This is a genomic window from Streptomyces sp. MMG1533, from assembly GCF_001279775.1.
In the GTDB taxonomy this organism is placed as follows: Bacteria; Actinomycetota; Actinomycetes; order Streptomycetales; family Streptomycetaceae; genus Streptomyces.
In genome coordinates this window covers 14,501-38,954 of the sequence record NZ_LGDG01000063.1, presented here as the reverse complement: position 1 = coordinate 38,954, position 24,454 = coordinate 14,501, and the positions used below count along the sequence as shown (strand labels likewise).

Annotated in this window: 23 protein-coding genes; 12 read left to right on the top strand and 11 right to left on the bottom strand. The window is 70.4% G+C overall.

Going from position 1 to position 24,454, the window contains the following annotated elements:
• Positions 1 to 37: 37 nt before the first annotated feature.
• The 3 genes from ADK57_RS09950 to ADK57_RS09940 are packed head-to-tail and all read right to left on the bottom strand — an operon-like array spanning position 38 to position 3,220.
• The gene (locus ADK57_RS09950; protein ID WP_078973050.1) at positions 38 to 817 is read right to left on the bottom strand and encodes a carbohydrate ABC transporter permease; all 780 of its coding nucleotides are present in this window, start codon (positions 815 to 817) and stop codon (positions 38 to 40) included.
• A 50-nt stretch (positions 818 to 867) separates the two neighbouring features.
• The gene (locus tag ADK57_RS09945; RefSeq protein WP_078973043.1) at positions 868 to 1,941 is read right to left on the bottom strand and encodes a carbohydrate ABC transporter permease; all 1,074 of its coding nucleotides are present in this window, start codon (positions 1,939 to 1,941) and stop codon (positions 868 to 870) included.
• Position 1,942: 1 nt separating this feature from the next.
• The gene (locus ADK57_RS09940) at positions 1,943 to 3,220 is read right to left on the bottom strand and encodes an extracellular solute-binding protein (RefSeq protein ID WP_053749013.1); all 1,278 of its coding nucleotides are present in this window, start codon (positions 3,218 to 3,220) and stop codon (positions 1,943 to 1,945) included.
• A 338-nt stretch (positions 3,221 to 3,558) separates the two neighbouring features.
• Between ADK57_RS09940 and ADK57_RS09935 the strand changes: the two genes are divergently transcribed.
• The 4 genes from ADK57_RS09935 (at position 3,559) to ADK57_RS09920 (ending at position 7,851) form a co-directional block, all read left to right on the top strand.
• Positions 3,559 to 4,311 (top strand): DeoR/GlpR family DNA-binding transcription regulator, encoded by a 753-nt coding sequence (locus ADK57_RS09935; RefSeq protein WP_053749097.1) that lies wholly within the window; start codon positions 3,559 to 3,561, stop codon positions 4,309 to 4,311.
• Positions 4,308 to 5,669 (top strand): 6-phospho-beta-glucosidase, encoded by a 1,362-nt coding sequence (locus tag ADK57_RS09930; protein WP_053749012.1) that lies wholly within the window; start codon positions 4,308 to 4,310, stop codon positions 5,667 to 5,669. The genes ADK57_RS09935 and ADK57_RS09930 overlap by 4 nt, the downstream gene beginning before the upstream one ends.
• 218 nt (positions 5,670 to 5,887) lie before the next feature.
• On the top strand, positions 5,888 to 7,417 hold the full coding sequence (locus ADK57_RS09925) for an APC family permease (RefSeq protein ID WP_053749011.1): 1,530 nt from the start codon (positions 5,888 to 5,890) through the stop codon (positions 7,415 to 7,417).
• Positions 7,418 to 7,545: 128 nt separating this feature from the next.
• Complete coding sequence (locus ADK57_RS09920) at positions 7,546 to 7,851, top strand: SDR family NAD(P)-dependent oxidoreductase (protein ID WP_053749010.1); 306 nt, start codon at positions 7,546 to 7,548, stop codon at positions 7,849 to 7,851.
• A gap of 76 nt (positions 7,852 to 7,927) precedes the next feature.
• Here ADK57_RS09920 and ADK57_RS09915 read toward each other — a convergent pair whose 3' ends face one another.
• Positions 7,928 to 9,133 (bottom strand): lactonase family protein, encoded by a 1,206-nt coding sequence (locus tag ADK57_RS09915; RefSeq protein ID WP_234390093.1) that lies wholly within the window; start codon positions 9,131 to 9,133, stop codon positions 7,928 to 7,930.
• Positions 9,134 to 9,504: 371 nt separating this feature from the next.
• On the opposite strand from ADK57_RS09915, the gene ADK57_RS09910 reads away from it, so the two are divergent.
• Together ADK57_RS09910 and ADK57_RS09905 are read left to right on the top strand one after the other, a co-directional pair.
• Entirely contained in the window at positions 9,505 to 10,701 is a 1,197-nt protein-coding gene (locus ADK57_RS09910; protein ID WP_053749009.1) for an MFS transporter, read from the top strand.
• Between the two features lie 437 nt (positions 10,702 to 11,138).
• Positions 11,139 to 11,885 carry a maleylpyruvate isomerase family mycothiol-dependent enzyme gene (locus tag ADK57_RS09905; protein ID WP_053749008.1) on the top strand — a complete coding sequence of 249 codons (747 nt, stop codon included), beginning with the start codon at positions 11,139 to 11,141 and terminating at the stop codon, positions 11,883 to 11,885.
• A 55-nt stretch (positions 11,886 to 11,940) separates the two neighbouring features.
• Here ADK57_RS09905 and ADK57_RS09900 read toward each other — a convergent pair whose 3' ends face one another.
• Positions 11,941 to 12,333, bottom strand: coding sequence for a MarR family winged helix-turn-helix transcriptional regulator (locus ADK57_RS09900; RefSeq protein WP_053749007.1), 393 nt, complete (start codon positions 12,331 to 12,333; stop codon positions 11,941 to 11,943).
• An 86-nt stretch (positions 12,334 to 12,419) separates the two neighbouring features.
• On the opposite strand from ADK57_RS09900, the gene ADK57_RS09895 reads away from it, so the two are divergent.
• Both ADK57_RS09895 and ADK57_RS09890 read left to right on the top strand, forming a co-directional pair.
• Complete coding sequence (locus tag ADK57_RS09895; RefSeq protein WP_053749006.1) at positions 12,420 to 13,901, top strand: MFS transporter; 1,482 nt, start codon at positions 12,420 to 12,422, stop codon at positions 13,899 to 13,901.
• Between the two features lie 74 nt (positions 13,902 to 13,975).
• Complete coding sequence (locus ADK57_RS09890; protein WP_053749005.1) at positions 13,976 to 14,263, top strand: DUF6332 family protein; 288 nt, start codon at positions 13,976 to 13,978, stop codon at positions 14,261 to 14,263.
• Here the strand turns inward: ADK57_RS09890 and ADK57_RS09885 are convergent.
• From ADK57_RS09885 to ADK57_RS09875, 3 genes are all read right to left on the bottom strand, one after another.
• Positions 14,224 to 14,889 (bottom strand): response regulator transcription factor, encoded by a 666-nt coding sequence (locus ADK57_RS09885; RefSeq protein ID WP_053749004.1) that lies wholly within the window; start codon positions 14,887 to 14,889, stop codon positions 14,224 to 14,226. The genes ADK57_RS09890 and ADK57_RS09885 overlap by 40 nt on opposite strands.
• Positions 14,886 to 16,121 (bottom strand): sensor histidine kinase, encoded by a 1,236-nt coding sequence (locus ADK57_RS09880; protein WP_107091517.1) that lies wholly within the window; start codon positions 16,119 to 16,121, stop codon positions 14,886 to 14,888. Before ADK57_RS09880 ends, ADK57_RS09885 begins: the two co-directional genes overlap by 4 nt.
• A gap of 291 nt (positions 16,122 to 16,412) precedes the next feature.
• Positions 16,413 to 17,132 carry a TetR/AcrR family transcriptional regulator gene (locus ADK57_RS09875; RefSeq protein ID WP_053749002.1) on the bottom strand — a complete coding sequence of 240 codons (720 nt, stop codon included), beginning with the start codon at positions 17,130 to 17,132 and terminating at the stop codon, positions 16,413 to 16,415.
• A gap of 167 nt (positions 17,133 to 17,299) precedes the next feature.
• On the opposite strand from ADK57_RS09875, the gene ADK57_RS09870 reads away from it, so the two are divergent.
• Positions 17,300 to 17,749, top strand: a complete 450-nt coding sequence (locus ADK57_RS09870; RefSeq protein ID WP_053749001.1) for a nitroreductase family deazaflavin-dependent oxidoreductase — start codon at positions 17,300 to 17,302, stop codon at positions 17,747 to 17,749.
• Here ADK57_RS09870 and ADK57_RS09865 read toward each other — a convergent pair.
• Complete coding sequence (locus tag ADK57_RS09865; protein WP_053749000.1) at positions 17,739 to 19,010, bottom strand: geranylgeranyl reductase family protein; 1,272 nt, start codon at positions 19,008 to 19,010, stop codon at positions 17,739 to 17,741. The genes ADK57_RS09870 and ADK57_RS09865 overlap by 11 nt on opposite strands.
• A 134-nt stretch (positions 19,011 to 19,144) precedes the next feature.
• On the opposite strand from ADK57_RS09865, the gene ADK57_RS09860 reads away from it, so the two are divergent.
• From ADK57_RS09860 to ADK57_RS09850, 3 genes are all read left to right on the top strand, one after another.
• Positions 19,145 to 20,500 carry a dipeptidase gene (locus ADK57_RS09860; RefSeq protein ID WP_053748999.1) on the top strand — a complete coding sequence of 452 codons (1,356 nt, stop codon included), beginning with the start codon at positions 19,145 to 19,147 and terminating at the stop codon, positions 20,498 to 20,500.
• Positions 20,501 to 20,569: 69 nt separating this feature from the next.
• A complete protein-coding gene (locus tag ADK57_RS09855; RefSeq protein WP_053748998.1) occupies positions 20,570 to 21,274 on the top strand; it encodes an MBL fold metallo-hydrolase in 705 nt (234 codons plus the stop codon).
• An 11-nt stretch (positions 21,275 to 21,285) separates the two neighbouring features.
• Positions 21,286 to 22,344 carry a hypothetical protein gene (locus tag ADK57_RS09850; RefSeq protein ID WP_053749095.1) on the top strand — a complete coding sequence of 353 codons (1,059 nt, stop codon included), beginning with the start codon at positions 21,286 to 21,288 and terminating at the stop codon, positions 22,342 to 22,344.
• On the opposite strand, the gene ADK57_RS09845 is transcribed toward ADK57_RS09850, so the two are convergent.
• Positions 22,314 to 23,366 carry an ABC transporter ATP-binding protein gene (locus tag ADK57_RS09845; RefSeq protein WP_053748997.1) on the bottom strand — a complete coding sequence of 351 codons (1,053 nt, stop codon included), beginning with the start codon at positions 23,364 to 23,366 and terminating at the stop codon, positions 22,314 to 22,316. The two genes, ADK57_RS09850 and ADK57_RS09845, sit on opposite strands and share 31 nt — an antisense overlap.
• Positions 23,363 to 24,439, bottom strand: a complete 1,077-nt coding sequence (locus ADK57_RS09840) for an ABC transporter ATP-binding protein (RefSeq protein ID WP_053748996.1) — start codon at positions 24,437 to 24,439, stop codon at positions 23,363 to 23,365. Before ADK57_RS09840 ends, ADK57_RS09845 begins: the two co-directional genes overlap by 4 nt.
• Positions 24,440 to 24,454: the final 15 nt, after the last annotated feature.

Genomic DNA, 24,454 nt, shown 5'->3' with positions numbered 1-24,454 from the left:
CGCTCGCGGAGTCCGAAGGCCTCATCACTCGCCGCCCTCAGCGCAGGGCGCCCTTGGTGGCGTCGGCGATGAAACCGCGGGCGAAGAAGGTGAACACCAGCACCAGCGGAATGACCGACAGCAGTACCCCGGACATCACCATGCTGTAGTCGGTGGAGTGGCCCGCGTACAGCTGTGCCAGCGCCACCTGGAGGGTGAGGCGGTCCGGGTTGACCAGCATCACCAACGGCAGGATGTAGTCGTTCCAGGCGGCGATGAAGGTGTAGATGCCGAGGAACGCCAGGGCCGGGCGGACGCACGGCAGCACCACGTGCCAGTACAGACGGAAGAACCCCGCGCCCTCGATGCGGGCGGCGTCCAGCAGTTCGTCGGGGACGCTGCTGGTGGTGTACTGCCGCATCCAGAAGATGCCGAAGGCGTTGGCGGCGGCGGGCACGATGAGCGCCTTGAGCGTGCCCAGCCAGCCCAGCTGCACCATGATCTCGTACTGCGGGATGATCGCCAGCTGGGTCGGCAGGATGTACATCGACAGCAGCACGCCGAAGAGGAACTTCTTGGCGGGGAAGTCGTACTTGGCGAAGGCGAAGGCGGCCAGCGAGTCGAAGAACAGCACCAGCACGGTCGTACAGACCGCGACGATCACCGTGTTGAACAGGGACCCGAAGAAGTCCATCTTGTCGAACAGGTGCTGGACGTTGGTCATCAGGTTGTCGCCGAACCACAGCTTCGGCGGGTAACGGTAGATGTCCTGCGAGGTGTTCGTCGCCATGACGACGATCCAGTAGAACGGGAACACCGAGATGACGACACCGGTCATCAGGATGAGATGGACGCTCAGCCCACGGACGCGGTTGCGGTTCTGGCTGTTCACGGCCGTCGCTCCTTACGCTGCACCAGGCGCCAGTTGACGGTGACGATGAGCAGGATCAGCAGGAAGAAGGCCCAGACGATGGCGGCCCCGTAGCCGAAGTCGTTGTTGTCGAAGGCCTGGTGGTAGAAGTACAGCAACGTGGTCAGACCCGCCTGGCCCGGCCCGCCGGAGTTGGGGTTGGTGGCCGCCTCGCTCCCGAACAGCACCTGTGGTTCGGTGAAGCTCTGCAGGCCGGTGACGGTGGAGATCACCACGGTGAACAGGATGATGGGCCGCAGCAGCGGGATCGTGATGGAGAAGAAGATCCGCGCCGGGCCGGCCCCGTCCATCCTGGCGGCCTCGTAGAGCTCCGAGGGGATCGCCTGAAGACCGGCCAGATAGATGATGGCGTTGTAACCGGTCCACTGCCACGTCATCAGCGCCGCGATCACGAGCTTGATCGTCCACTCGTTGCTCATCCACGGCACGGCCGACAGGTGCAGCGATCTGAGGATGGCGTTGATCAGGCCGAAGTTGTTGCTGAAGACCGCGCCGAAGAAGATCGCGATGGCCACCAGCGAGGTGATGCTGGGGATGAACAGGGCGACCCGGTAGAACGCCGTGAAGCGCTTGGTGGAGTTCACCAGCACCGCGAGCACCAGCGCCAGGAAGAGCATCGGCACGGTGGACAGCACCCAGATGACGAGGGTGTTGCGGACGGACAGCCAGAACACCGGGTCGTCCCACAGGAAGCGGAACTGCTGGAACCCGACGAACTGCATCTCCCCGATGCCGTCCCACTTCTGGAACGCGAGATACACGGTGTAGAGCACCGGGAAGAGCATGAAGACCGAGAAGAGCAGGTAGTACGGCGAGATGGCCAGGTACTGCGGCCAGTGCCTGGCGACCCGCCGCCGCGGCCCGCGCCGGGCCCCGGCCGACACCGGCCGGACCCGGCGGCCGGGCCGGCCCGGACCGCGCGGCCGGCCCGGACCGCGCGGGCGGTCCGGGCCGGGCCGGCCGGCGGGCCCGGTGTCCGATCCGGAGGACGGTCCGGTGGCTGCCGGACCGGCTACCGGGGTTGACGACATGTCACTTCACTCCCTGCCGCTGGGCGATCTGCTTGGCCTGGCTGACCGCGTCCTTCCAGGCGGTGTCCGGGTCCTTGCCCTTGGCCTCGATGCTGGTCAGCTCGCTGTAGAAGGGCGCCGACACCGCCGCGTCGGCCGGGGCCTCGTAGGCGGCGGGGATGTCCTCGGCCGCCGGAGCGAAGATCTCGATGGTCTTCTGGCCGCCGAAGAAGGCGTCGCCTCCGGTCAGCGCGGGCAGCAGGTACGCGGCCGGGGCGGTCGGGAACAGCGCGGCGTCGGTGAAGCCGCGCGCCTGGTTCTCCGGGCTGAGTATCCAGCTGATGATCTTGAAGGCCTCTTCGGGGTTGCCGCTGGTGGCGGGGATGGCCAGGAAGGACCCACCGAGGTTGGACGGCCCGCCCGGCAGGCTCGCCACCCGCCACTTGCCCTTGGTGTCCGGGGCGGCGCTCGTGATGTCCAGCGCGTGCCAGGCGGCGCCGATCTCGGTCCCCAGGGCACCGCCGCTGACGGCGGCGTTCCACGTGTTGTCGTTGATCTTGGCGTCGATGCCGAGGGTGTAGGGCTTCACGGCGGTGGTCCAGGCGGTGCGGATGTGGTCCTGGTCGCCGATGAACTTGTTGCTCTCGTCGATGAACCGGTGGACGTTCTGGCCGACGATCATCGTGAACACCGAGCTGATGTTGTTGATCAGGAAGGTCTTCGGTGTGGCCTTGTGCAACTCGACGCCGGCCTGGAAGTAGTCGTCCCAGGTGGACAGTTCGGAGGAGACCTTGGCGGGGTCGGTGGGCAGTCCCGCCTTCGCGAAGAGGTCCTCGCGGTAGAACATGGCGCAGGGGCCGACGTCGATCGGGAGTCCGATGAGCTTGCCGTCCTGAGTGGTGGCCTGCTTCACCTTCCACGACAGGTACTGCGCGATCTCCTTGTCCGCGCCGAGGGTGTTCAGGTCGATGAAGCGGTTGGCGTTGGGCAGGAACGAGGCGATGTCCTCGCCCTTGATGCCGGTGATGTCCGGGGCGGACTGCGCGGCTCTCAGGCCGGTGAGCAGCTTGGTCTTGAAGTCGCCGCCGACCACGGAGGTCTTGAGGCTGATGCCGGAGAAGTGCTTCTTGGCGTCCGCGACGACCTTGTCGCTCAGGCCGCCGGACCAGTACCAGAGGGTCAGGTTCTTGTCGTCCTTGCTGCCGCTCGCCCCGGTGCCGCCGCCGCACGCTGCGGTGGCACCTGCCGTAGCGGCCGTGAGTGCGGCGGCCTGAAGGAATCGTCTGCGGGAAAGGTCCACGGTCTTCTCCTGGTGTTGGGCGTGTCCGGCTAGGACCTGGGAGTCATGGGCGAGGGAGGGGCCGGCGTGGGTCCGGTGACTTGAGGGCGACGGTGGCCGACGAACGCACCTCGCTGCCCGGGACGTGTGACGCGGTCTTCTCAGACGGTGCCGACGCGCCAATGGCGGCGAAAAGCGCCGTTGATCCGCTTCGACCGACCGGAGTGGGGCCCGAACCCGGCTCGAATTACGCAAGAGAGTGCACCCGGTGAGCGGTTTTGACAAGAGTCAAGCAGTGATCGAGACATTCATGCGTGACTTTGCTTGAGTTTGGCGAGTTCGCGAGTATGGTCGGCGCCATGCTCCCTGACCGAAGACATGAGCTGATCCTGCGTGTCCTGCGCGCGGACGGTCCCACCAGCGTGACCTCCCTGGCCGAGAAGGTCGGGGCGAGCCAGGCCACGATCCGGCGTGACCTGGTGCAACTGGAGGACGAGGGGCTGCTCAAACGCGTATACGGCGGTGCCGCCCCGGTCGTCGGTGAGGACGACCCGTTCGCCGACGTGGCCGCGGTCCGGGTCGAGGCCAAGGACGCCCTGGGCGCCTGGTGCGCAGATCTCGTCAAGGACGGCGAGACGGTCCTGCTCGACATTGGCACCACGGCACACCGGGTGGCCCGCCATCTGCACGGCCGCTCCCTGACCGTGATCACCAGCAACCTGGCCGTCTACGAGGAGCTCCAGGACGACAAGGCCGTCCAGCTGATCCTGCTGGGCGGCGTGGTCCGGCGCGACTACCGCTCGCTGGTGGGCTTCCTCACCGAGGACAACCTGCGGCAGATCCACGCCGACCGGCTGTTCCTCGGCACCAGCGGGGTACGCCCCGACGGCCAGGTGCTGGACACCACCGCCGTCGAGGTCCCCGTCAAGCGGGCGATGATCGCCGCCAGTGCCCAGGTGGTCCTGCTGGCGGACGCGGGCAAGTTCCCCGGCACCGGGATGGCCCGGGTGTGCGGTCCGGAGGAGCTCGACATCGTGGTGACCAATGCCGCCGCGGACGAGAAGACCTGCAGCCGGCTGCGCGAGGCGGGAGTCGAGGTGGTCGAGGTATGAGACTCACGATCCTGGGCGGCGGCGGCTTCCGTGTCCCGCTGGTCTACCGGGCGCTGCTGGGCGACCACGGCGAAGGACGGGTCACCGAGGTGACCCTGCACGACGTGGACGCCTCCCGGCTGGCGACCATCCGCAGGGTTCTTGCCGACCAGTCCGCCGGGCACCGCGACCCACCCCTCGTCACCGTCACCACCGACCTGGACGAGGCGGTCACCGGAGCCGACTTCGTGTTCTCGGCCATCCGCGTCGGCGGGCTCGCCGGCCGCGCGGCGGACGAGCGGATCGCCCTGGAGGAAGGCGTACTGGGCCAGGAGACCGTCGGCGCGGGCGGCATCTCCTACGGGCTGCGCACCATCCCGGTGGCGCTCGAGATCGCCCGCCGCATCGCCGTCCTGGCGCCCGACGCATGGGTCATCAACTTCACCAATCCGGTCGGCATGGTCACCGAGGCCATGACCGCCCACCTCGGCGACCGCGTGATCGGGATCTGCGACTCCCCGGTGGGTCTGGGCCGCCGCGCGGCAGGTGCGCTCGGCGCCGATCCGGCCCGCATCCGCCTGGACTACGTGGGCCTGAACCACCTGGGCTGGCTGTGCGGCCTGTACGCCGACGGCCGGGACCTGCTGCCGTCGCTGTTCGAGAACGAGGCGGCACTGACCTCCTTCGAGGAGGGCAAGCTCTTCGGCGCCGACCTGCTGCGCACGCTCGGGGCGCTGCCCAACGAATACCTGCACTACTACTACTTCAACCGCGAGTCGGTCGACTCCGCCCGGGCCGCCGAACAAACCCGGGGTGCCTTCCTCGAGTTCCAGCAACAGCACTTCTACGACTCCATGGGCACCGCCTGCAGCGGCGGGTCGGCACCCCGCTCCGCCTGGAACGCGTGGGACGCCACCCGCCTGGAGCGCGAGACCACCTACATGGCCGAGAACCGCGACGCCGTCGGCATGGGCGAACGGGACTCCTGCGACCTGGAATCCGGCGGATACGAGCAGGTGGCCCTCTCCCTCATGCGGGCCATCGCCCTGGACGAGCGCGCCACCCTCATCCTCAACGTCCGGGGCCGCGGCCGGATCCCCGCCCTCGACGACGACGCCGTCATCGAGGTCCCCTGCCACGTGGACGCCAACGGGGCCCGCCCCATCGCCGGAGCCTCGTTGCCCGACCATGGCGCGGGCCTGGTGTGCTCGGTGAAGGCGGTCGAACGCTCGGTCGTCCAAGCCGCCGGCACCGGCGACCGCGCCCGCGCGGTCAAGGCGCTGACCATCCACCCGCTGATCGACTCGTATGCCGTCGCCGAGCGCCTGCTGTCCGCCTACCAGCGCCACTTCCCCGAACTCGCCTACCTGCGTCGCTGAGCTGTCTCCCCCTCCGCGCAGGGCTGCGCGGAGGGCTGGTGAAGGGCCGGTTCCGGATGTGAGGTGCGGGCTGTCATTGCCGTGTTTCGGTGCGGTTTCGATTGCATTCGTGCGAAGAAGTCATGGTCAAGACTTGTACATGAACGCTTGTGGGGCTTTGTGGAGGCGGCGGATCATGGGCGGATCCCACCCGTACCACGAGCACGCAGGAGCCCCCGGTGGCCGCTGGCCAAATAACGTCCGAGCCGGCCGACACGCCGACTGCAGCCCGGACGGAGCGACAGAAGCTGCGCAAGCACTTCGGCCGCTTCGACATCCTCTTCTTCCTTCTCTGCACCATCGTCGGTGTGGACACCATCGGCACCGTGGCCTCGTCCGGTGCCGAGGCGTTCACCTGGCTCATCGTGCTGGCCGTCGTGTTCTTCGTGCCTTCCGCGCTACTGACCGCCGAACTCGGGGCCGCGTTCCCCGACGAGGGCGGTCCCTACATCTGGACCAGCCGGGCCTTCGGACGGCTCGCCGGTGCCGTCAACAACTTCCTGTACTGGATCACCAACCCGGTGTGGCTCGGCGGCACGCTCTCCGTCTCCGCCGTCACGGCCTGCACCACCTTCTTCAACGACGGGAAGGACCTGAGCACCCCGGCCTTCTACGCCTTCACCCTCGTGTTCGTCTGGGTGGGTGTGCTCGCCGCGATCCTCTCCTTCGACGTCGGCAAGTGGATTCCCACCATCGGCGCCTGGAGCCGTTTCCTCCTCCTCGGCCTGTTCACCGTCACGGTCGTGGTCTACGGCGTCCAGCACGGCCTGCACGGATTCGGCCTCGGCGACTTCTCCCCCACCTACGTCGGATTCGTCGGCCTGGTGCCCGTCCTGATGTTCAACTACGTCGGTTTCGAGCTGCCCAACACCGCCGGCGACGAGATGACCGACGCCCAGAAGGACGTGCCCTTCGCCATCTTCCGCAGCGCCGGCCTCGCCGTACTGCTGTACGCGCTGCCGATCCTCGGCATCCTGCTCGTCCTGCCGGTCAAGGCCATCACCGGGCTCGGCGGATTCATCGACGCGATCAGGCAGGTCTTCACCGTGTACGGCGGCCACGTCGCCGCCGACGGCACCGCCACGCTCAGCGGCGCCGGCAGCCTGCTCGGAGACCTCGCCGCGATCATGTTCATCCTCACGGTGCTGTCCTCCGGCGTCACGTGGGTCATGGGCTCCGACCGCGCCCTCGCCGTCTCCGGCTACGACGGCGCCGCGCCCCGCTTCCTCGGCGTCATCTCCAGCCGGTTCGGCACCCCGGTACGGGTCAACGTCCTCAGTGGTCTGGTCTCGACCCTCGTCCTGGTCCTGGCCCACGAACTCACCGACGGCAGCGCCGCCAAGCTCTTCGGCGCCGTCCTCGGCCTCGCCGTGTCCACCACCCTCGTCAGCTACCTGGGCATCTTCCCGGCACTCGCGGTACTGCGCCGCAAGGCCCCGGACGTCCCCCGCCCCTACCGGGCGCCCTTCCCCCGCACCATCAGCGTGGTGCTCACCCTGCTCGTCCTGTTCGCGAGCGTGCAGCTGGTGGCCCCCGGACTCGGCGACCACTGGTTCGGCTCCGACTACGCGCCGGACGGCTGGGGTTACGGCGAGCGCTGGAAGTACCTGCTGACCGAGGCCGTCCCGCTCATCGGGTTCATGCTCCTCGGCGTGCTCTTCTGGGCACTGGGCAAGCCGACCCGCACATCATCCGCCGCCAAGGAGTAGCACACGGCGTCGCCGCTGGTCCCCGTCGGCGGGCCCGACCGACCCCGCAACCGCCCTGGACGCCCAGGCGTCTCCCGGCGTGCGCGATCTGTTCTGCAGCGGCACCGCCTGCTTCCCTAGCGGACACCATGGCAGGCATCACCGGCCGGACGGTTCTGATCGTCGGCGCTTCGTCGGGCATCGGTGCCGAGGTGGCACGCCAACTCGCCCACGGCGCCAACCGATTCGTCATCACGGCACGCCGCGCCACCGAACTCCCCTCCGGGGCCGAGGAGATACGGGCCGCAGGCAGCGTCTGTCCGGTCATCCCGGCAGACGCCCGAACGCGCAGGCGGCCGCAGATGTGGTGGCGGCCGCCGTCGCGGAGTGCGGCTCCGTCGACGTCGTACTCCTCGACGCCGGTCAGGGACCGGACATGTACATGGACGGCGTGAGCGTGCCAACGGGAGCGCGCCCGCCCCGGACGCGCGTGTCGCGCGCCCGGGGCGTCCCACCGCGGAGGCCGCTTCCTTACACCGCGGCGATGCCCTCCATGCCGGATTCGGCGAAGGCGGGCAGTCCTGTGACCGTCGTGACCTTGGTGAGCTCACCGGCGCGGCCCACGCGGAAACCGTCGACGGTGCCGGAGGTCGCGTTCTGGACGTAGACGAACTTGTCGGCGGCGACGGCGATGTCGATGACGCCCTGAGACTTTCCGGACGGAGCGGCGGCGATGCCCGCCTCGTTGGTCAGCGCGAGCCGGCCGTGCGCGTCCTGGCGGTAGCCGGTGACCGTCGAGTTGCCGGTGTTTCCGCCGTAGAAGAAGTCACCGGCCCGCTCCAGCCAGCACAAGGTGTCCTGCCCGTTGGGCAAGGACTCCGGGACGGTCTTCAACGCCCCGTCACGCCGCACCTTGTAGGTACTGACGGTGGACTTGGCGGCTTCCGCGACCAGCATGCGGCCGGACTCGTCGAAAGCGACGGCGAACGGCACCATGCCCGCCGACTTGTTCACGACCGGCCTGTGTGCCGGGCGGCCGTCCCGCCCCAGGGGGAAGACCTCGATGGTGTTGGCCGACTTGGTGGTGACGACAAGGTTCCGGCCGTCGGGCGTGAAGGCGACCTGTCCCGGCGAGCTGCTGAACAGCGGCACCTTCGCGTTCTTCAGTCCGAGAGCGCGGTACGAACCACTCAGCGGCTTCAATCCCTTCGAAGTGACCTTGAAGCCCTGGACACTGCCGGCACCGCCGGCGTTCATGACGTACGCCAGGTCACCCGAGACCGAGATGCCGGCGGGGAAGTCACCTCCCGTCGACAGGGTCTGACGATCCGTCAACTTCTGACCGTGCACTGCGAAGGAGGTCAGCGTGCCACTGCCGGCGTTGACCGCCAGCAGCCGGCCGGACCGGTCGTCGTAGACCAGCGATCCTTGAGAGGCGAGCGAGTCCGTGGGCGCGTCGACCTGATCCCCGCCCTTGCCACCGGTCGCGTACTTCCCCGCGGCGGTCAACTTGCCGTCGTCGCCGCGACGGAAGACATGGATGGTGTTCCCGGCCAGTTCGTTGCCCTGGACGAAGACGGCGTGGTCGGCCTTGGACTCAGCGCGAGGGGTGGGCGATACCTGGCCTGCGGAGGCGACGTTGACCGTGGCCACGACGGCCGCCACGGCCACCGCGCCACCGCCGAAGACCGTCATCCTCTTCCGCAGCTTCGACCTGCGCTTGTTGTGCCTGCTCATTTGCGGCTCCTCTGGTCCGGGGGGCGTGCGTGACCAGAGTTGCCGGGGTGAGGACGGTGGTGACGGCGTTCGGCGGTCGCGTCAGGGTCTCGTAAGATCCGACGCGGCTCGTCAGAAGCGGGGCCCAGGTGGTCCGTTGCACCGAGACGCCAAGGTCATGGACAGCCATCTCGGATGCGGGACGCCGTCGGAACGTGCCGGTCGACGCCAATGCGTCCAGGTCCCACGCCGCGGAGCTGTCGAGGGCCAAGCCCGGCGATCACGCGACCCGCTCATGCACGCCGCGGCCGGCCTTCGCTCTTGCTCCGGCCCCGGCACCGCCCTAGCCTCATTTTGTGCCGTTAATAAACAAAGCCCGAACGCACAGCGCCGTGCCGGGTAACGCCCTCACCCGGCTCCGCATCGTCCTCACCACCTTCTTCGCCCTCGACGGCTTCATCTTCGCCGGCTGGGTCGTGCGCATCCCCGCCATCAAGGAACAGACCGATGCCTCCGCCAGCGCACTGGGCCTCGCCCTCCTCGGTGTCTCCGCAGGCGCAGTCATCACCATGATCCTCACCGGACGCCTCTGCCGCCGCTACGGCAACCACCAAGTCACCGTCGTCTGCGCCGTTCTCCTCTCCCTGAGCGTCGCGTTACCCCCTCTCACCCACTCCGCGGCCACACTCGCCGCCGTCCTGCTGATCTTCGGCGCCGCCTACGGCGGCATCAACGTCGCCTTCAACAGCGCGGCCGTCGACCTGGTGACCGCCCTGCGGCGCCCGATCATGCCCAGTTTCCACGCGGCCTTCAGTCTCGGCGGCATGATCGGCGCGGGCCTCGGCGGGCTGGTCGCCGACCACCTCTCCCCCATCCGGCACCTGCTCGGCCTCACCCTCATCGGCCTGCTGGTGACCGCCACGGCCGGCCCCACCCTGCTGCGCACCGAACCTCCCGCACCACCCGAGCAGGAGCTCCGGGAGAAGCCCGCCACCGCCCGCCTCGACACCCGCACCCGCACCCGCACCCGCACCCGCACCCGCACCCGCACAATCGTCGTCGTCTTCGGCCTCATCGCCCTGTGCACCGCCTACGGCGAAGGCGCCCTGGCCGACTGGGGTGCCCTGCACCTGCAACAGGACCTCGACACCTCCCCCGGCATCGCGGCCGCGGGCTACTCCTGCTTCGCGCTCGCGATGACCGTCGGCCGGCTCACCGGCAGCACGCTCCTCCAGCGGCTCGGCCGGACCCCGACGGTGGTCGCGGGCGGTGCCACCGCGGCGGCGGGCATGCTGCTGGGCTCGCTCGCTCCGGAGGTCTGGATGGTGCTCCTGGGCTTCGCCGTCACCGGGCTCGGCCTCGCCAACATCTTCCCGGTCGCCGTGGAGCGCGCCGGCGCCCTGGCCGGCCCCAACGGCGTCGCGGTGGCCTCCACCCTCGGCTACGGCGGCATGCTCCTCGGCCCGCCCGCCATCGGCTTCATGGCCGACTGGTTCTCCCTGCCCGTCGCACTCACCAGCGTCGCCGTGCTGGCGGCGGTCGCCGCGGTGATCGGATTCGCCATCCGCGGCTCGGCGACGGGTGGATGACACCGGACCGCTCCCGGCAAACTCCCTTCCCCCGATCGTCCGATCGTCCTCCGAACCGTGCCGGACCGACGCGCGCCCCGGCCCTGCCGTCCCTCGGCCTGGTCCACAGACCTGTCCGTGGGCCTCATCGCCCACACCCCGGGCCACGGGGGCGGGCCCGCCCGGCATTTGGCGCACTGCCCCGATCCGGACACTGCTCGACCGCTTCGCCGACTCCCTCGACATCGCGTACGACCCGTTCGCATGCAGCGTCCGCGAGTCCGAGGAGGCCGTTGCCCAGAACTGCCTTTACTGCGCGAGGAGTTGGGTCGGCCCGCGCAGGACAGCGGGCAGGAGAGCGCGCCCGCCCCTCCGCACAGGGCTCGGCACCGCGGCGCCACGGCTGCCGCACCGGAATGCCTCCCCCTGGACCGCACTCCATCCGGCACACTCACCCCATGGAGACTGCCGAGTTCGTATCGATCCTGGACCGGGAAGGGCGGCTGCTGGCCGCGGCCGCCGAGGAGGCAGGCACCGGCGCCAAGGTGCCGACGTGCCCGGAGTGGCAGGTGACAGACCTGTTGCGGCACACGGGCATGGTGCATCGCTGGGCGGCGGCGTTCGTCGCCGAGGGCCACACCTCGTACCACCCCGACGGAGGGCTGCCCGATCTCGACGGCGCCGAGCTGCTGGCCTGGTTCCGGGAGGGGCACGGGCAGCTCGTCGAGACCCTGCGCTCCGCCTCGCCCGACATCCGGTGCTGGCACTTCCTGCCCGCGCCGTCGCCGCTCGCGTTCTGGGCCCGGCGGCAGGCGCACGAGACGGCCGTGCACCGCGTCGACGCCGAGTCGGCCAGGGGCGGCGCCCCGAGTGGGATCGCCGGCGACTTCGCGGTGGACGGCGTCGACGAGCTGCTGCTCGGCTTCCACGCCCGCCCCAAGAGCAGGGTGCGCACCGAGGAACCCCGGGTGCTACGGGTGCGGGCGACGGACACGGACGGCGCGGTGTGGACCGTACGACTGTCGCAGGAGCCGCCGGCGGCCGAGCGGGGCGACGGCCGGGAGGCCGAGGCCGACTGTGAAGTGGCCGGGCCCGTCGCGCAGTTGTATCTGTCGCTGTGGAATCGGCTGCCGTTTCCGGCCGTGACCGGGGACGACTCGGTCGCCGAACTGTGGCGGGAGAAGTCGGGCGTGGCCTGGAGCTGAGGCCGGCTCAGCCCGAGAAGGCGAGACCCGCCCACCCCGCGCAGCCGAGTACCGCTCAGCCCGAGGCCAGCATCCTCGTCAGTACCGCGCGCTGCACCGGCAGCACATCGCCGTGCAGCGCGCGCCCCTTCTCCGTGAGCGCCACACGAACGCCGCGGCGGTCCTCCGGACACATCCCGCGCTCCACGAGGCCGTCCTTCTCCAGCCTGGCGACCAGCCGCGACAGTGCGCTCTGACTGAGGTGGATGCGCTCGGAGATCTCCTGGACGCGATAGGAACAGACGCCGTCAGAGCGTTGTTCGGACAGGACGTCGAGCACCTCGAAGTCGCTGGCGCACAGGCCGTGTCGGTGCAGCGCCCGGTCGAGTTCGCACTGGGTGCGCGCATGCAGCGCCAGGATGTCCCGCCACTGGTCCGCGAGCGTCTGCTCGGCCTTCTTCGCCGCCATGAGCGGCACCGTAGCAGAGGAACAACTTTATTGCACCGGAATTAAATGCATTTGCATTCGATGCATGCGCATGTAATGTCTCCGGCATGACCTCTCCGCTCACCACCCCCGCGTCCGAAGGACGTTGGACGCCCCGGCTCTGGGGCACGCTGCTGGTGCTGTGCGCCGCGATGTTCCTGGACGCGCTGGACGTGTCGATGGTCGGCGTCGCCCTGCCCTCCATCGGCGCCGACCTCGGCCTGTCCACCTCGACCCTGCAATGGATCGTCAGCGGCTACATCCTGGGCTACGGCGGCCTGCTGCTCCTCGGCGGCCGGGCCGCCGACCTGCTCGGCCGGCGTCAGGTCTTCCTGATCGCCCTGGGTGTCTTCGCGCTGGCATCAGTGCTCGGCGGGCTCGTCGACTCCGGCCCGCTGCTGATCGCCAGCCGTTTCATCAAGGGCCTGAGCGCGGCCTTCACCGCCCCCGCCGGCCTGTCGATCATCACCACGACGTTCCCGGAGGGCCCGCTGCGCAACCGCGCCCTCTCCATCTACACCACCTGCGCCGCCACCGGCTTCTCGATGGGCCTGGTGCTGTCCGGCCTGCTCACCGAAGCCAGCTGGCGCCTGACCATGCTGCTGCCCGCACCCATCGCCCTGATCGCCCTGGTCGCCGGGCTGAAGCTGCTGCCGCGCAGCGCCCGGGAGAAGGACCACAACGGCTACGACCTGCCCGGCGCCGTCCTCGGCACCGCGTCGATGCTGCTGCTGGTCTTCACCGTCGTACAGGCCCCGGAGGTCGGCTGGGCCTCGGCCCGCACTCTCCTGTCCTTCCTCGCGGTCGCCATCCTGCTCACGGTGTTCGTGCTGGTCGAGCGGCGCTCGGCCGGTCCGCTGATCCGGCTCGGTGTGCTGCGCTCCGGCACCCAGATCCGCGCCCAGCTCGGCGCGATGGCCTTCTTCGGGTCGTATGTCGGCTTCCAGTTCCTGGTCACCCTGTACATGCAGTCCCTGCTCGGGTGGTCGGCGCTGCACACCGCGCTCGCCTTCCTGCCCGCGGGCGCGCTGGTGGCACTGTCCTCGACGAAGGTCGGCTCGATCGTCGACCGTTACGGCACCCAGCGGCTGATCGCAGCGGGCTTCGCGCTGATGGTCGTCGGATACGCCCTCTTCCTTCGGGTCGACCTCGATCCGGTGTACGCGGCCGTCATCCTGCCGTCGATGCTGCTCATCGGCGCGGCCTGCGCTCTGGTCTTCCCGTCGCTCAACATCCAGGCCACCTCCGGCGTCGAGGACCACGAGCAGGGCATGGTCTCCGGACTGCTCAACACCTCCGTCCAGGTCGGCGGCGCGATCTTCCTGGCCATCGTGACGGCCGTGGTCACCGCGGGCGCCCCCGAGAACGCCACCCCGCAGGCCGTCCTGGACAGTTACCGACCGGGACTGGTCGTGGTGACCGTGGTCGCCGCGGCCGGGCTGCTGATCACGCTCAGCGGGCTGCGGCCCACGCGTCGCGCGCAGCAGCCGTCCGTCGTGGTCGCCAAGTCCACCGTGAAGGAGACGGAGCGCGTCTCAGTGCGCGAATAGGGGGACGTCTCCGATGCCGTGCGCCCGGCGGGGCCTGCTTGCTCCGCCGGGCGCACGCCTGTGAGACTCCCCGGATGGAGAACCACGGGGGAAGGCGCGGTCAGGCCGAGCGGGACGCGATCACCGTCGAGATCGGGTACGCGCTGTTCAGCGCGGCGTTCGCGGCGGCGGTCGTCTTCGGGGCGATCGCGGGGCCGGCGCTGCTGTTCGAACTGCCGCACATCATGGAGCTTTTACTGCTCCGCACCGGGACGGTGCTCGCGCCCGTCCTCTTCCTCGCCCGGGTCATCAGCGTGCTGGTCCGTTTCCGGCAGGGACGGCCTCAGCCCAGCCACCCCGGCCGCACCAGCCCCGACTCGTAGGCCAGCACGACGAGTTGGGCCCGGTCGCGGGCGCCCAGCTTGACCATGGTTCGACTGACGTGGGTTTTCGCGGTGAGCGGGCTGACCACCAGACGGCGGGCGATCTCCTCGTTGGACAGGCCGATGCCGACCAGCGCCATCACCTCCCGTTCCCGCTCGGTGAGTTGGACGAGGGCGTCGGCGGCGGCCGGTTCCTTCGAGCGGGCGGCGAACTCGGCGATCAGGCGGCGGGTCACGCCCGGCGAGAGCAGCGCGTCGCCCCCGACCACCGACCGTACGGCGCGCAGGAGTTCCGCCGGCTCGGTGTCCTTGACCAGGAAGCCGGAGGCGCCCGAGCGGATCGCCTCGAAGACGTACTCGTCGAGTTCGAAGGTGGTGAGCATGACCACCTTGACCTGGTGAAGCGCCGCGTCCTCGGTGATGCGCCGGGTGGCGTCCAGGCCGTCCAGCAGGGGCATGCGGATGTCCATCAGGACGACGTCGGGGCGCAGTTCGCGTACCTTGCGCAGCGCCTCCTCGCCGTCGGAGGCCTCCCCGGCCACCTCGATGTCCGGCTGCGCGTCGAGCAGTGCCCTAAAGCCGGCCCGCACCAGTGACTGGTCGTCGGCGAGCAGTACGCGGATCACCGGTCGTCCTCCTTGGGCTTCACCTTCGACGGCAGCACTGCCAGCACCCGGAACCCTCCGTCGGCACGCGGGCCCGCCTCGATCGTGCCACCCAGCGCGGCGGCCCGCTCCCGCATTCCGGCCAGACCGTTGCCGCTGCCGCCCGCGTCGGCGCCGGTCGCGGGTCCGTCGTCGTCGATGCGCAGCCGTAGCGCACCGCCGTCGTGATCGAGCCGCACGCGTGCGTGCCGTGAACCGGAGTGCCGTACGACGTTGGTGAGCGCCTCCTGGACGATGCGGAAGGCCGCGAGGTCCGTCCCGGGGGCGAGCCGGGGAGGTTCCCCCTCGACCTCGACCGTCAGGCCGGCGCCCGCCGCCTGTTCCACCAGCTCGGGCAGCCGGTCCAGGCCGGGCGCCGGCGCGCGCGGCGCGTCCCCCGGTGTACGGAGCGTGTCGAGGACCTGGCGGACCTCTCCGAGCGCCTCCTTGCTCGCGGTCTTGATGGTGGTGAGCGCCGTACGCGCCTGCTCCGGGTCGGTGTCGAGGAGCGCGAGGCCGACGCCCGCCTGCACGTTGATGACCGAGATGCTGTGCGCGAGGACGTCGTGCAGCTCGCGGGCGATCCGCAGCCGCTCCTCGTCCGCGCGCCGACGGGCCGCCTGCGCGCGCTCGGCCCGATCGCGAGCCCACTGCTCACGCCGGGCGCGGGCGAGCTCCGACACCGCGAGGATCATCACCATCCAGGTGGCGACCACGACCTCCCGCCCCCAGGAGGCGGCGGGGTCCCCGGACGGCGGCAGCCACCGGTACAGCCAGTGCGCCACCAGCACATGCCCGGCCCAGAGCATCCCCAGTGCCGCCCAGGCGGAGCGGCGGTGCCCCGCGACAATGGCGTTGAAGCAGGCCAGCGCGACTGCCAGGAAGACCGGCCCGTACGGATAGCCCGCGCCCAGGTAGAGCATGGCGGCCGCCGCCGTGCCGAACACGACGAGCACCGGATGCCGCCACCGCCACAGCAGCAGACCCGAAGCCAGCACCAGCAGCACGCGCGCGAAGGGGTCCAGGGGGTCTCGCTCGCCGACCTGCTCGGCGGCCGCGAAGTTCGACCCGGCGAGCACGAACACGGTGAACAGCACGGTGGAACGCCACGGCCACCGGGGACGCCGCTCCTTCGCGTCCCCGTGGTTCAGCCACGGCGGCCCGTGCCGCCACCAGTGCGGCGGGCCGCCCCCGCGTACGCGCTCCACGTCCATGACCGCCACGCTAGACGCCGGGGGCCGTCGGCGGCGTCCGCCGAGCGCGGTGATCACACGTACTCCCCCCGAAGTACGTCGGCTGCCCCGGGCTCCCTGATCCGCAGCGGCGCAGCCGCTTCGCGCCCACCAGTTCGCGCGCCCCGCGAGCCGCATCGTCACCGGAAGCAGCACCACCCGGATGAGGGTGGCGTCGACCAGGATGGTCAGCGCGGTGCCGACGGCCTGAGGGCCGGCACCCGGCCCACCCTTCGGTGCCAACCGCTCCCACGAGAGAGGAGGGATCAGCGCTCAGCCCTTCTCGTCTTCCCCCTGCCGCCGATCCATCAGCCCCACCCCGCGGGCGAGTTGCGCCACCGCCTGCCGGAAGAACGGCTCACGGTCCTCCACCACGCGGTTGAACTGCCCGAACAGCTCGAACCCGATCAGCCCGAACAGCTGGGCCCAGGCCGCGACGAGCGCCGTGACCGTCTCGGGCGGGAGGTCCGGGGCGAGGTCGGCGGTCATCCGGTCGGCTTCGGCCCGCAGTTCGGCGGGCAGCGGGGACGTGGTCAGACCGGGGCCCTGATGGGCGTCGCGCAGGATGGCGACGAGGACGAGGCCGACGCGGGCGGCGGCCGGGACGGTGGTCTGCGGCGCGGTGTAGCCGGGCACCGGCGATCCGTAGATCAGCGCGTACTCGTGCGGGTGCCCGAGCGCCCACGCGCGCGCGGCCTCGCACACCGCCGACCAGCGCCGGACGGGCCCGGCGTCGGCGGCAGCGGCATGCGCCTGCTCCGCGGTCTCGCCGAGGGAGTCGTAGGCATCGATGATGAGCGCGGTGAGCAGGTCGTCGCGGCTGGGGAAATAGCGGTACAGCGCGGAGGAGACCATGCCGAGTTCGCGCGCCACGGCACGCAGCGAGAGCTTGGTGGCCCCTTCGGCGGCGAGCTGTCTGCGCGCCTCGTCCTTGATGGCCGCGGTGACTTCGATCCTGGCGCGGGCTCGGGCGCCGTGTGCGGTGCTGCTCATGAGGTCAGTGTCCCATGAAAGGAGAGCGGTGCACACAAACAAGAGCACTGAACAAGAAAGAGAGCAGTGCTCTTGCACTGGATCCCCGACCTCCGGCAGACTGTGCATCAAGCGAGAGCAGTGCTCGCAATAGAGAGCGTCGCTCTTCTCATTCTTTGGGGGTCTCCATGTCCACGCACGTCAAGAAGCCCGGCTGGTTCACCGTCAACGTCTTCAACCGTGCCGTGGCATGGATGACCCGCCGGGGCATCAGCGTCTGGGGCTCCCGGGTCCTGGCGGTCCGCGGCCGCAAGAGCGGCGAGTGGCGGACCACCCCCGTGAACCTGCTGACCGTGGCCGGAGAGCAGTTCCTGGTCGCCCCTCGCGGTCACGTCCAGTGGACGCACAACATGCGTGCGGCAGGCGGCGGTGAACTGCACCTCGGCAAGAACGTGGACGTGTTCACCGCGACCGAGGTCACCGACGACGACAAGGTTCCGCTGCTGCGTGCCTACCTCAAGCGCTGGAAGGCCGAGGTCGGCGTCTTCTTCAACGGCGTCGGCCCAAACTCGCCGGACGCCGATCTGCGCCGGATCGCCCCCGACCACCCGGTCTTCCGGATCACGGTCACGAGCTGACGTCGGCGGCGTCGGCGGCGTCGGCGGCGGGACCCGCCTGGCGCCGGTCCAGTGCGGTCAGGGCGCGCTGGGCCATCGGACGGGTGCGGACGATCTCGCCCAGCGACGTCGCGCCGCGGGTGATGTCCATGAACGCCTTCCAGACCGGGCGAAGACCGGTCAGCCCCGCGTGGAACAGGCCGGGACGCCGCTCGAACGCGATCAGCAGCCGCTTTCCGACGCTCATCTCGACGCCGAGCCCTGCCTTGATCGCGAACGCGTAGTTCAGGGCCTGGCGACGGGTGTCCACCGCGTCGTGCGCCTCCGCGATCCGGACCGCCCACTCGCCCGCGAGCCGGCCGGAGCGCAGCGCGAACGAGATGCCCTCGCGGGTCCACGGCTCCAGGAGCCCCGCCGCGTCCCCGCACACCAGCACCCGCCCGCGCGACAGCGGTGAGTCGTCGGCACGGCAGCGGGTCAGGTGGCCGGAGGAGATGCTCGGTTCGAAGCCGGCGAGGCCGAGCCGGCCGATGAAGTCCTCCAAGTACCGCTTGGTCGCGGCGCCTTCACCGCGCGCGGAGATCACACCGACCGTGAGCGTGTCCCCCTTGGGGAACACCCAGCCGTAACTGCCGGGGATCGGGCCCCAGTCGATGAGCACCCGTCCCTTCCAGTCCTCGGCGACCGTCTCCGGCACCGGGATCTCCGCCTCCAGGCCGAGGTCCACCTGGTCGAGCTTCACGCCGACATGTGCTCCTATGCGGCTGGCGCTGCCGTCCGCGCCGACGACGGCACGCGCGAGCACCGTCTCGCCGCCCTGCAGGACCACCGCGACCGTGCGCCGGTCCGGCACGGACGAGCCGTGCTGCTCGACCCGCTGGACGGTGACACCCGTCCGCAGCTCGGCGCCCGCCTTCTGGGCGTGCTCGACCAGCTGCTGGTCGAACTCGGGCCGGTTGATCAGGCCGAACAGCATCTGCTTGGAGCGGCGGGTGCGGGCGAAGCGGCCGTTGTGCGAGAACGTCACCGCGTGCACCCGGTCCCGGAACGGCAGCTCGAAGCCGGGCGGCAGGCAGTCGCGCGAGGGGCCGATGATGCCGCCGCCGCACGTCTTGTAGCGCGGCAGCTCGGCCTTCTCCAGCAACAGCACGCGCCGCCCCGCGACCGCAGCCGCATAGGCGGCCGACGCCCCCGCGGGTCCCGCGCCCACCACGACGACGTCCCACACCCGCTGCACGTCGTCCGCCGAAGAGTCGTCCGCCGAAGAGTTCTCGCTGCTCACGATGGTCTACTGCTCCCGATCAAGCCGCTGCCGCACCTGTCCCTCCGCATCCTACGGCGGACGTCCCCACAGACCGCTGTGGGAGGATCTACGGCACTCATCGGTACAACGTCGCACCCACAAGGAGCGTGCCCATGTCGTCGAATCCGGTCGCCGAGACCGTCGCCTCGCTGATGCCGAGGGCGAGGGCGGAGCTCACCGAGCTGGTGGCCTTCAAGTCGGTGGCGGACTTCGACCAGTTCCCGAAGAGCGAGAGCGAGGGCGCCGCCCGCTGGGTCGCCGACGCGCTCACCGCCGAGGGCTTCGAGGACGTGGCCCTGCTCGACACCCCCGACGGCACGCAGTCGGTGTACGGCTACCTGCCCGGCCCCGCGGGCGCCAAGACGGTCCTGCTGTACGCCCACTACGACGTGCAGCCGCCGCTGGACGAGGCCGCCTGGACGACCCCGCCCTTCGAGCTGACCGAGCGCGACGGCCGCTGGTACGGGCGTGGGGCCGCCGACTGCAAGGGCGGCGTGATCATGCATCTGCTCGCGCTGCGCGCGCTCAAGGCCAACGGCGGTGTCCCCGTCCACGTCAAGGTCATCGCCGAGGGTTCGGAGGAGCAGGGCACCGGCGGCCTGGAGCGGTACGCCGAGGAACACCCCGAGCTCCTGGAGGCCGACACCATCGTCATCGGCGACGCGGGCAACTTCCGGGTCGGCCTGCCGACGGTCACCTCCACCCTGCGCGGCATGACCCTGGTCCGCGTCCGGATCGACACGCTCGAGGGCAACCTGCACTCGGGCCAGTTCGGCGGCGCCGCCCCCGACGCGCTCGGCGCCCTGATCCGCGTACTCGACTCGCTGCGCGCAAAGGACGGCTCGACCACGGTCGACGGGCTCACGCCGGAGACCTCCTGGGACGGGTTGCAGTACGACGAGGAGCAGTTCCGCCAGGACGCCAAGGTGCTGGACGGCGTGCGGCTGATCGGCTCCGGCACGGTCGCCGACCGCATCTGGGCCCGTCCCGCCGTCACGGTCCTCGGCATCGACTGCCCGCCGGTCGTCGGCGCCACCCCGTCGGTGCAGTCGAGCGCCCGCGCGCTGATCAGCCTGCGCGTGCCGCCGGGCCTCGACGCGGCCGAGGCGACCAAGCTGCTGGAGGCCCACCTGGAGACGCACACCCCGTGGGGCGCCCGGGTGCGCACCGAGCAGATCGGCCAGGGCCAGCCGTTCAGCGCGGACACGACCAGCCCGGCGTACGCGGCGATGGCCGAGGCGATGGCGGTCGCGTACCCCGGCCAGGAGATGCAGTACGCCGGCCAGGGCGGCTCCATCCCCCTGTGCAACACCCTCGCCGCCCTCTACCCGCACGCGGAGGTCCTCCTCATCGGCCTGAGCGAGCCGGAGGCGCAGATCCACGCGGTGAACGAGAGCGTGTCCCCGGAGGAACTGGAGCGGCTGTCGGTGGCGGAGGCGCTGTTCCTGCGCAACTACGCGGCGAGCTGACCGGACGTCCCGCTCTGCTGTCGGCAGAGGGCCCTCGTCACCGGACGGGGCCCTTCGTACGGTCGTCCGATGGACGTCATCGGACTACTCCCGCGCCTGCACCTCCTGCGTTTCCCGGTCGGCCAGGCCTATGTCTGGCGCGACGGCGACGAGTTGACGCTGATCGACGCCGGGCCCGCGGGGGCCGGAGCATCGATCGCCGAACTCGCCGCACCCCTGGGGCGCGTACGGCGGATCGTGCTCACCCACTTCCACGAGGACCACGTGGGCGGCACCGGTGAGCTGGCGGCGTCGACCGGAGCCGAGGTGCTGGCCCACCGCCTGGACGCGCCCGTCGTACGGGGTGAGGCCCCCGGCCCGCCACCGGTGTTCGAGGACTGGGAACGCCCCCTGCACGCGGAGGCCGTACGGCACCTGCCCCAGGGGGAGTTCGCGCGGCCGCCGCAGGTCACCGAGCTGTCCGACGGCGACCTCCTCGATTTCGGCGGCGGAGCGCAGGTCGTCCACGTCCCCGGCCACACGCACGGCAGCATCGCGATCCGTCTGCCGCGGCACGGCGTGCTGTTCACGGGAGACGCCGTCGCCGCGTCCCCGGTCGACGGGGCCGTGATGCTCGGTGTGTTCAACCTCGACCGCGACCAGGCCCTCGCCTCCTTCCGGCGGCTGGCGGCGCTGGACACCGACCTGGCCTGTTTCGGCCACGGTGACCCGGTGCTCGGGCACGCCTCGGCCGTCCTTCGGAAGTCGGCGGACGGGTACCCGGCTGCGCCGTGAGGATGGGGCTCATGTCCCGCACCGCGCGTCTCGCCGCCCACATTGGCCTCGCCACGTCCCTCGCCCTGCTCGGCGACCGCGAGCTCGCCGACCTGGTGGCGTCCGGCGTGCCCGTCGGCACCGGGATCGGCGGGCGGGGCCTGCACGTCGAGGTGGAGGGCCGACGGGTCTTCGTCAAACGCGTGCCGCTGACGGACAGCGAACTGCTCCCGGAGCACGCCCGGTCCACGGCGAACCTGTTCGGCCTGCCGTCCTTCTGCCACTACGGCATCGGCGGGCCCGGCTTCGGGGCGTGGCGGGAGCTCGCCGTGCACACGATGACGACCAACGGGGTGGTCGGCGGGGCGTTCTCGGGCTTCCCGCTGACGCACCACTGGCGGGTCCTGCCCGACGAGCCCCAGCCGCTGCCGGAGGAACTGGCCGACGTGGACCGGGTCGTCGCCGACTGGGGCGGCGGCCCTCAGGTGCGTGAGCGCATCGAGGCCCTGCGGACGGCCACCGCGAGCCTGACCCTGTTCCTGGAGTACGTCCCGTACACCCTCCACGACTGGCTCGACGCACGGATCCGCACGCCGGACGCCGACGCCGCCTGCGCGCTGGTGGAGCAAGGTCTGACCGAGGCCGCCGACTTCCTTCAGGCGCGTGAACTCCACCATTTCGACGCCCACTTCGAGAACATCCTCACTGACGGCAGGCAGCTCTACTTCGCCGACTACGGCCTCGCACTGTCCTCCCGCTTCCGTCTCACCCCGCAGGAGCGGGTCTTCTTCGACCGACACCGCGACTACGACCGCGCCTACGCCACCTCGTACTTCGTGAACTGGCTCGCGACCGCCCTGCACGGGTACGACCGTGACGACCGCGAGGCGTTCGTACGCGCGTGCGCCGACGGTGCGCGCCCCGAGGGCATGCCGTCGGCGGCCACCGCGATCATCACCCGCCACGCGCCCCTCACAGCCGTGCTGAACGACTTCTTCCGGCGACTGGAGCGGGAGGGCAAGCTCACGCCCTACCCGTACCAGGAGATCCGCGGCGCCCTCTACGACAGCGGTGCCACGCTCTCCGCGTAGTGACAGGCGACCGGGTTGCCGTCGCCCCGGTCGAGCAGCTCGGGTTCCCGCTCCACGCAGGCGGTGCGTTCCTCCTCGGTGAGCTGTTGCGCGAACTTGGGGCAGCGGGTGCGGAACCGGCAGCCGGAGGGCGGGTCGATCGGCGAGGGTACGTCCCCGGCCAGGCGGATGCGTTCGCGCCCCTGTGCGAGGTCCGGGTCGGCCTCCGGGACGGCGGACAGCAACGCACGCGTGTAGGGGTGCTGCGGCCGCGCGTAAAGCGACTCCCGGTCGGCCACTTCGACGATCCTGCCGAGGTACATCACCGCGACCCGCTCCGAGAAGTGGCGCACCACGGCGAGGTCGTGAGCGATGAAGAGGAAGGCGATGCGGAACTCCCGTTGCAGGTCCTGCAGCAGGTTGACGACCTGGGCCTGGATGGAGACGTCCAGCGCCGACACCGGTTCGTCGGCCACGATGAGCTTGGGCCGCAGGGCCAGGGCGCGAGCGATGCCGATGCGCTGACGCTGGCCGCCGGAGAACTCGTTCGGGTAGCGGTTGTAGTGCTCGGGGTTGAGCCCCACCGTCTCCAACAGCTCCTGCGCCCGCTTCTTGTGCCCCTGGGGCGGGTCGACGGCGTTGAGTCTCATCGGCGTCTCGATGATGGTGCCGACCGTGTGCCGGGGGTTCAGCGAGGAGTACGGGTCCTGGAAGATCATCTGGAGGTTGCGGCGCGGCTCCCGGAGCTTCGCCGCCGGCTTGTGGGTGATGTCCTCGCCGTCGAACACGATGGAACCGCCCGTGGGTTCCAGCAGCCGGGTCACCAGGCGGCCCGTGGTCGACTTGCCGCAGCCGGACTCGCCCACCAGGCCCAGCGACTCACCGGCCCCGACCGAGAAGTCGATGCCGTCGACGGCACGGACGGCCCCGATCTGCCGCTGGAACACGATGCCCTGGCGGATGGGGAAGTGCTTGTGCAGCCCCCTGACCTCGAGCAGCGGCGCGTCGGTCGGCGGAGTCTGCGACTGCCGGTCGGTGCTCACGCCATGCTCCTGTTCCCGCTCTCACCGCGGATCTCCTGCTTCGCCCGCGCGGTCAGGTGGCACGCGGCCAGGTGCGCGTCGGTGCCGTCGACCGCCCGCAGTTCCGGCCGTTCCACCGCGCAACGTCCCTCCGGCACCCGGCCCTTGTGGGCGCAGCGCGGATGGAAGGCACACCCGCCCGGAAGGTTGATCAGGCTCGGCGGGGTGCCGGGGACGGGGTTCAGCCGTCGGCTCACGTCGCCGCCGATGCGCGGCACCGACTGCAACAGGCCCCAGGTGTAGGGGTGTTCGGGGCGCTTCAGCACGTCACGTACGGTGCCGTACTCGATGCGGCGGCCGCCGTACATCACCAGGATGTCGTCGGCGACGTCGGCCACCACGCCGAGGTCGTGGGTGATGAGGATGACGGCGGAGCCGAACTCCTCCTGCAGATCGCGGATCAGGTCCAGGATCTGCGCCTGGACGGTGACGTCCAGAGCGGTCGTGGGCTCGTCGGCGATGAGCAGCGCGGGGTCGCAGACCAGCGCCATGGCGATCATGGCGCGCTGCCGCATGCCGCCGGAGAACTGGTGCGGGTAGTCCTTCACCCGCCGTTCGGGCTGCGGGATGCCGACCCGTTTCAGCATCTCCACGGCGCGGTCCCGGGCCTCCTTCCTGGAGACCCTGTGGTGCACCTGGTACGCCTCGGCGATCTGCGCACCGACGGTGAAGTACGGGTGCAGGGCGGACAGCGGGTCCTGGAAGATCATCGACACGGTCCTGCCGCGCAGCGCGCGCATCTCGTGCTCCGGCAGGGCGACGAGTTCCCTGCCCTCCAGCAGGATCTCGCCGGAGACGGTGGCGCGGGTGCCCTTGTGCAGCCCGAGCAGGGCCAGCGAGGTCACCGACTTTCCCGATCCGGACTCGCCGACGATGCCGAGCGTTCGGCCCTTCTCCAGGGTGAAGGAGACTCCGTCGACGGACTTGACGACGCCGTCCTCGGTGGGGAAGTGCACCCGCAGGTCCCGTACGTCGAGGAAGGCGGTGGACGTCGTCGTGACGTCCGTGGGCTGCGGTGAGGTGTGCAGGGTCACTGGCTTGTCCTTGTG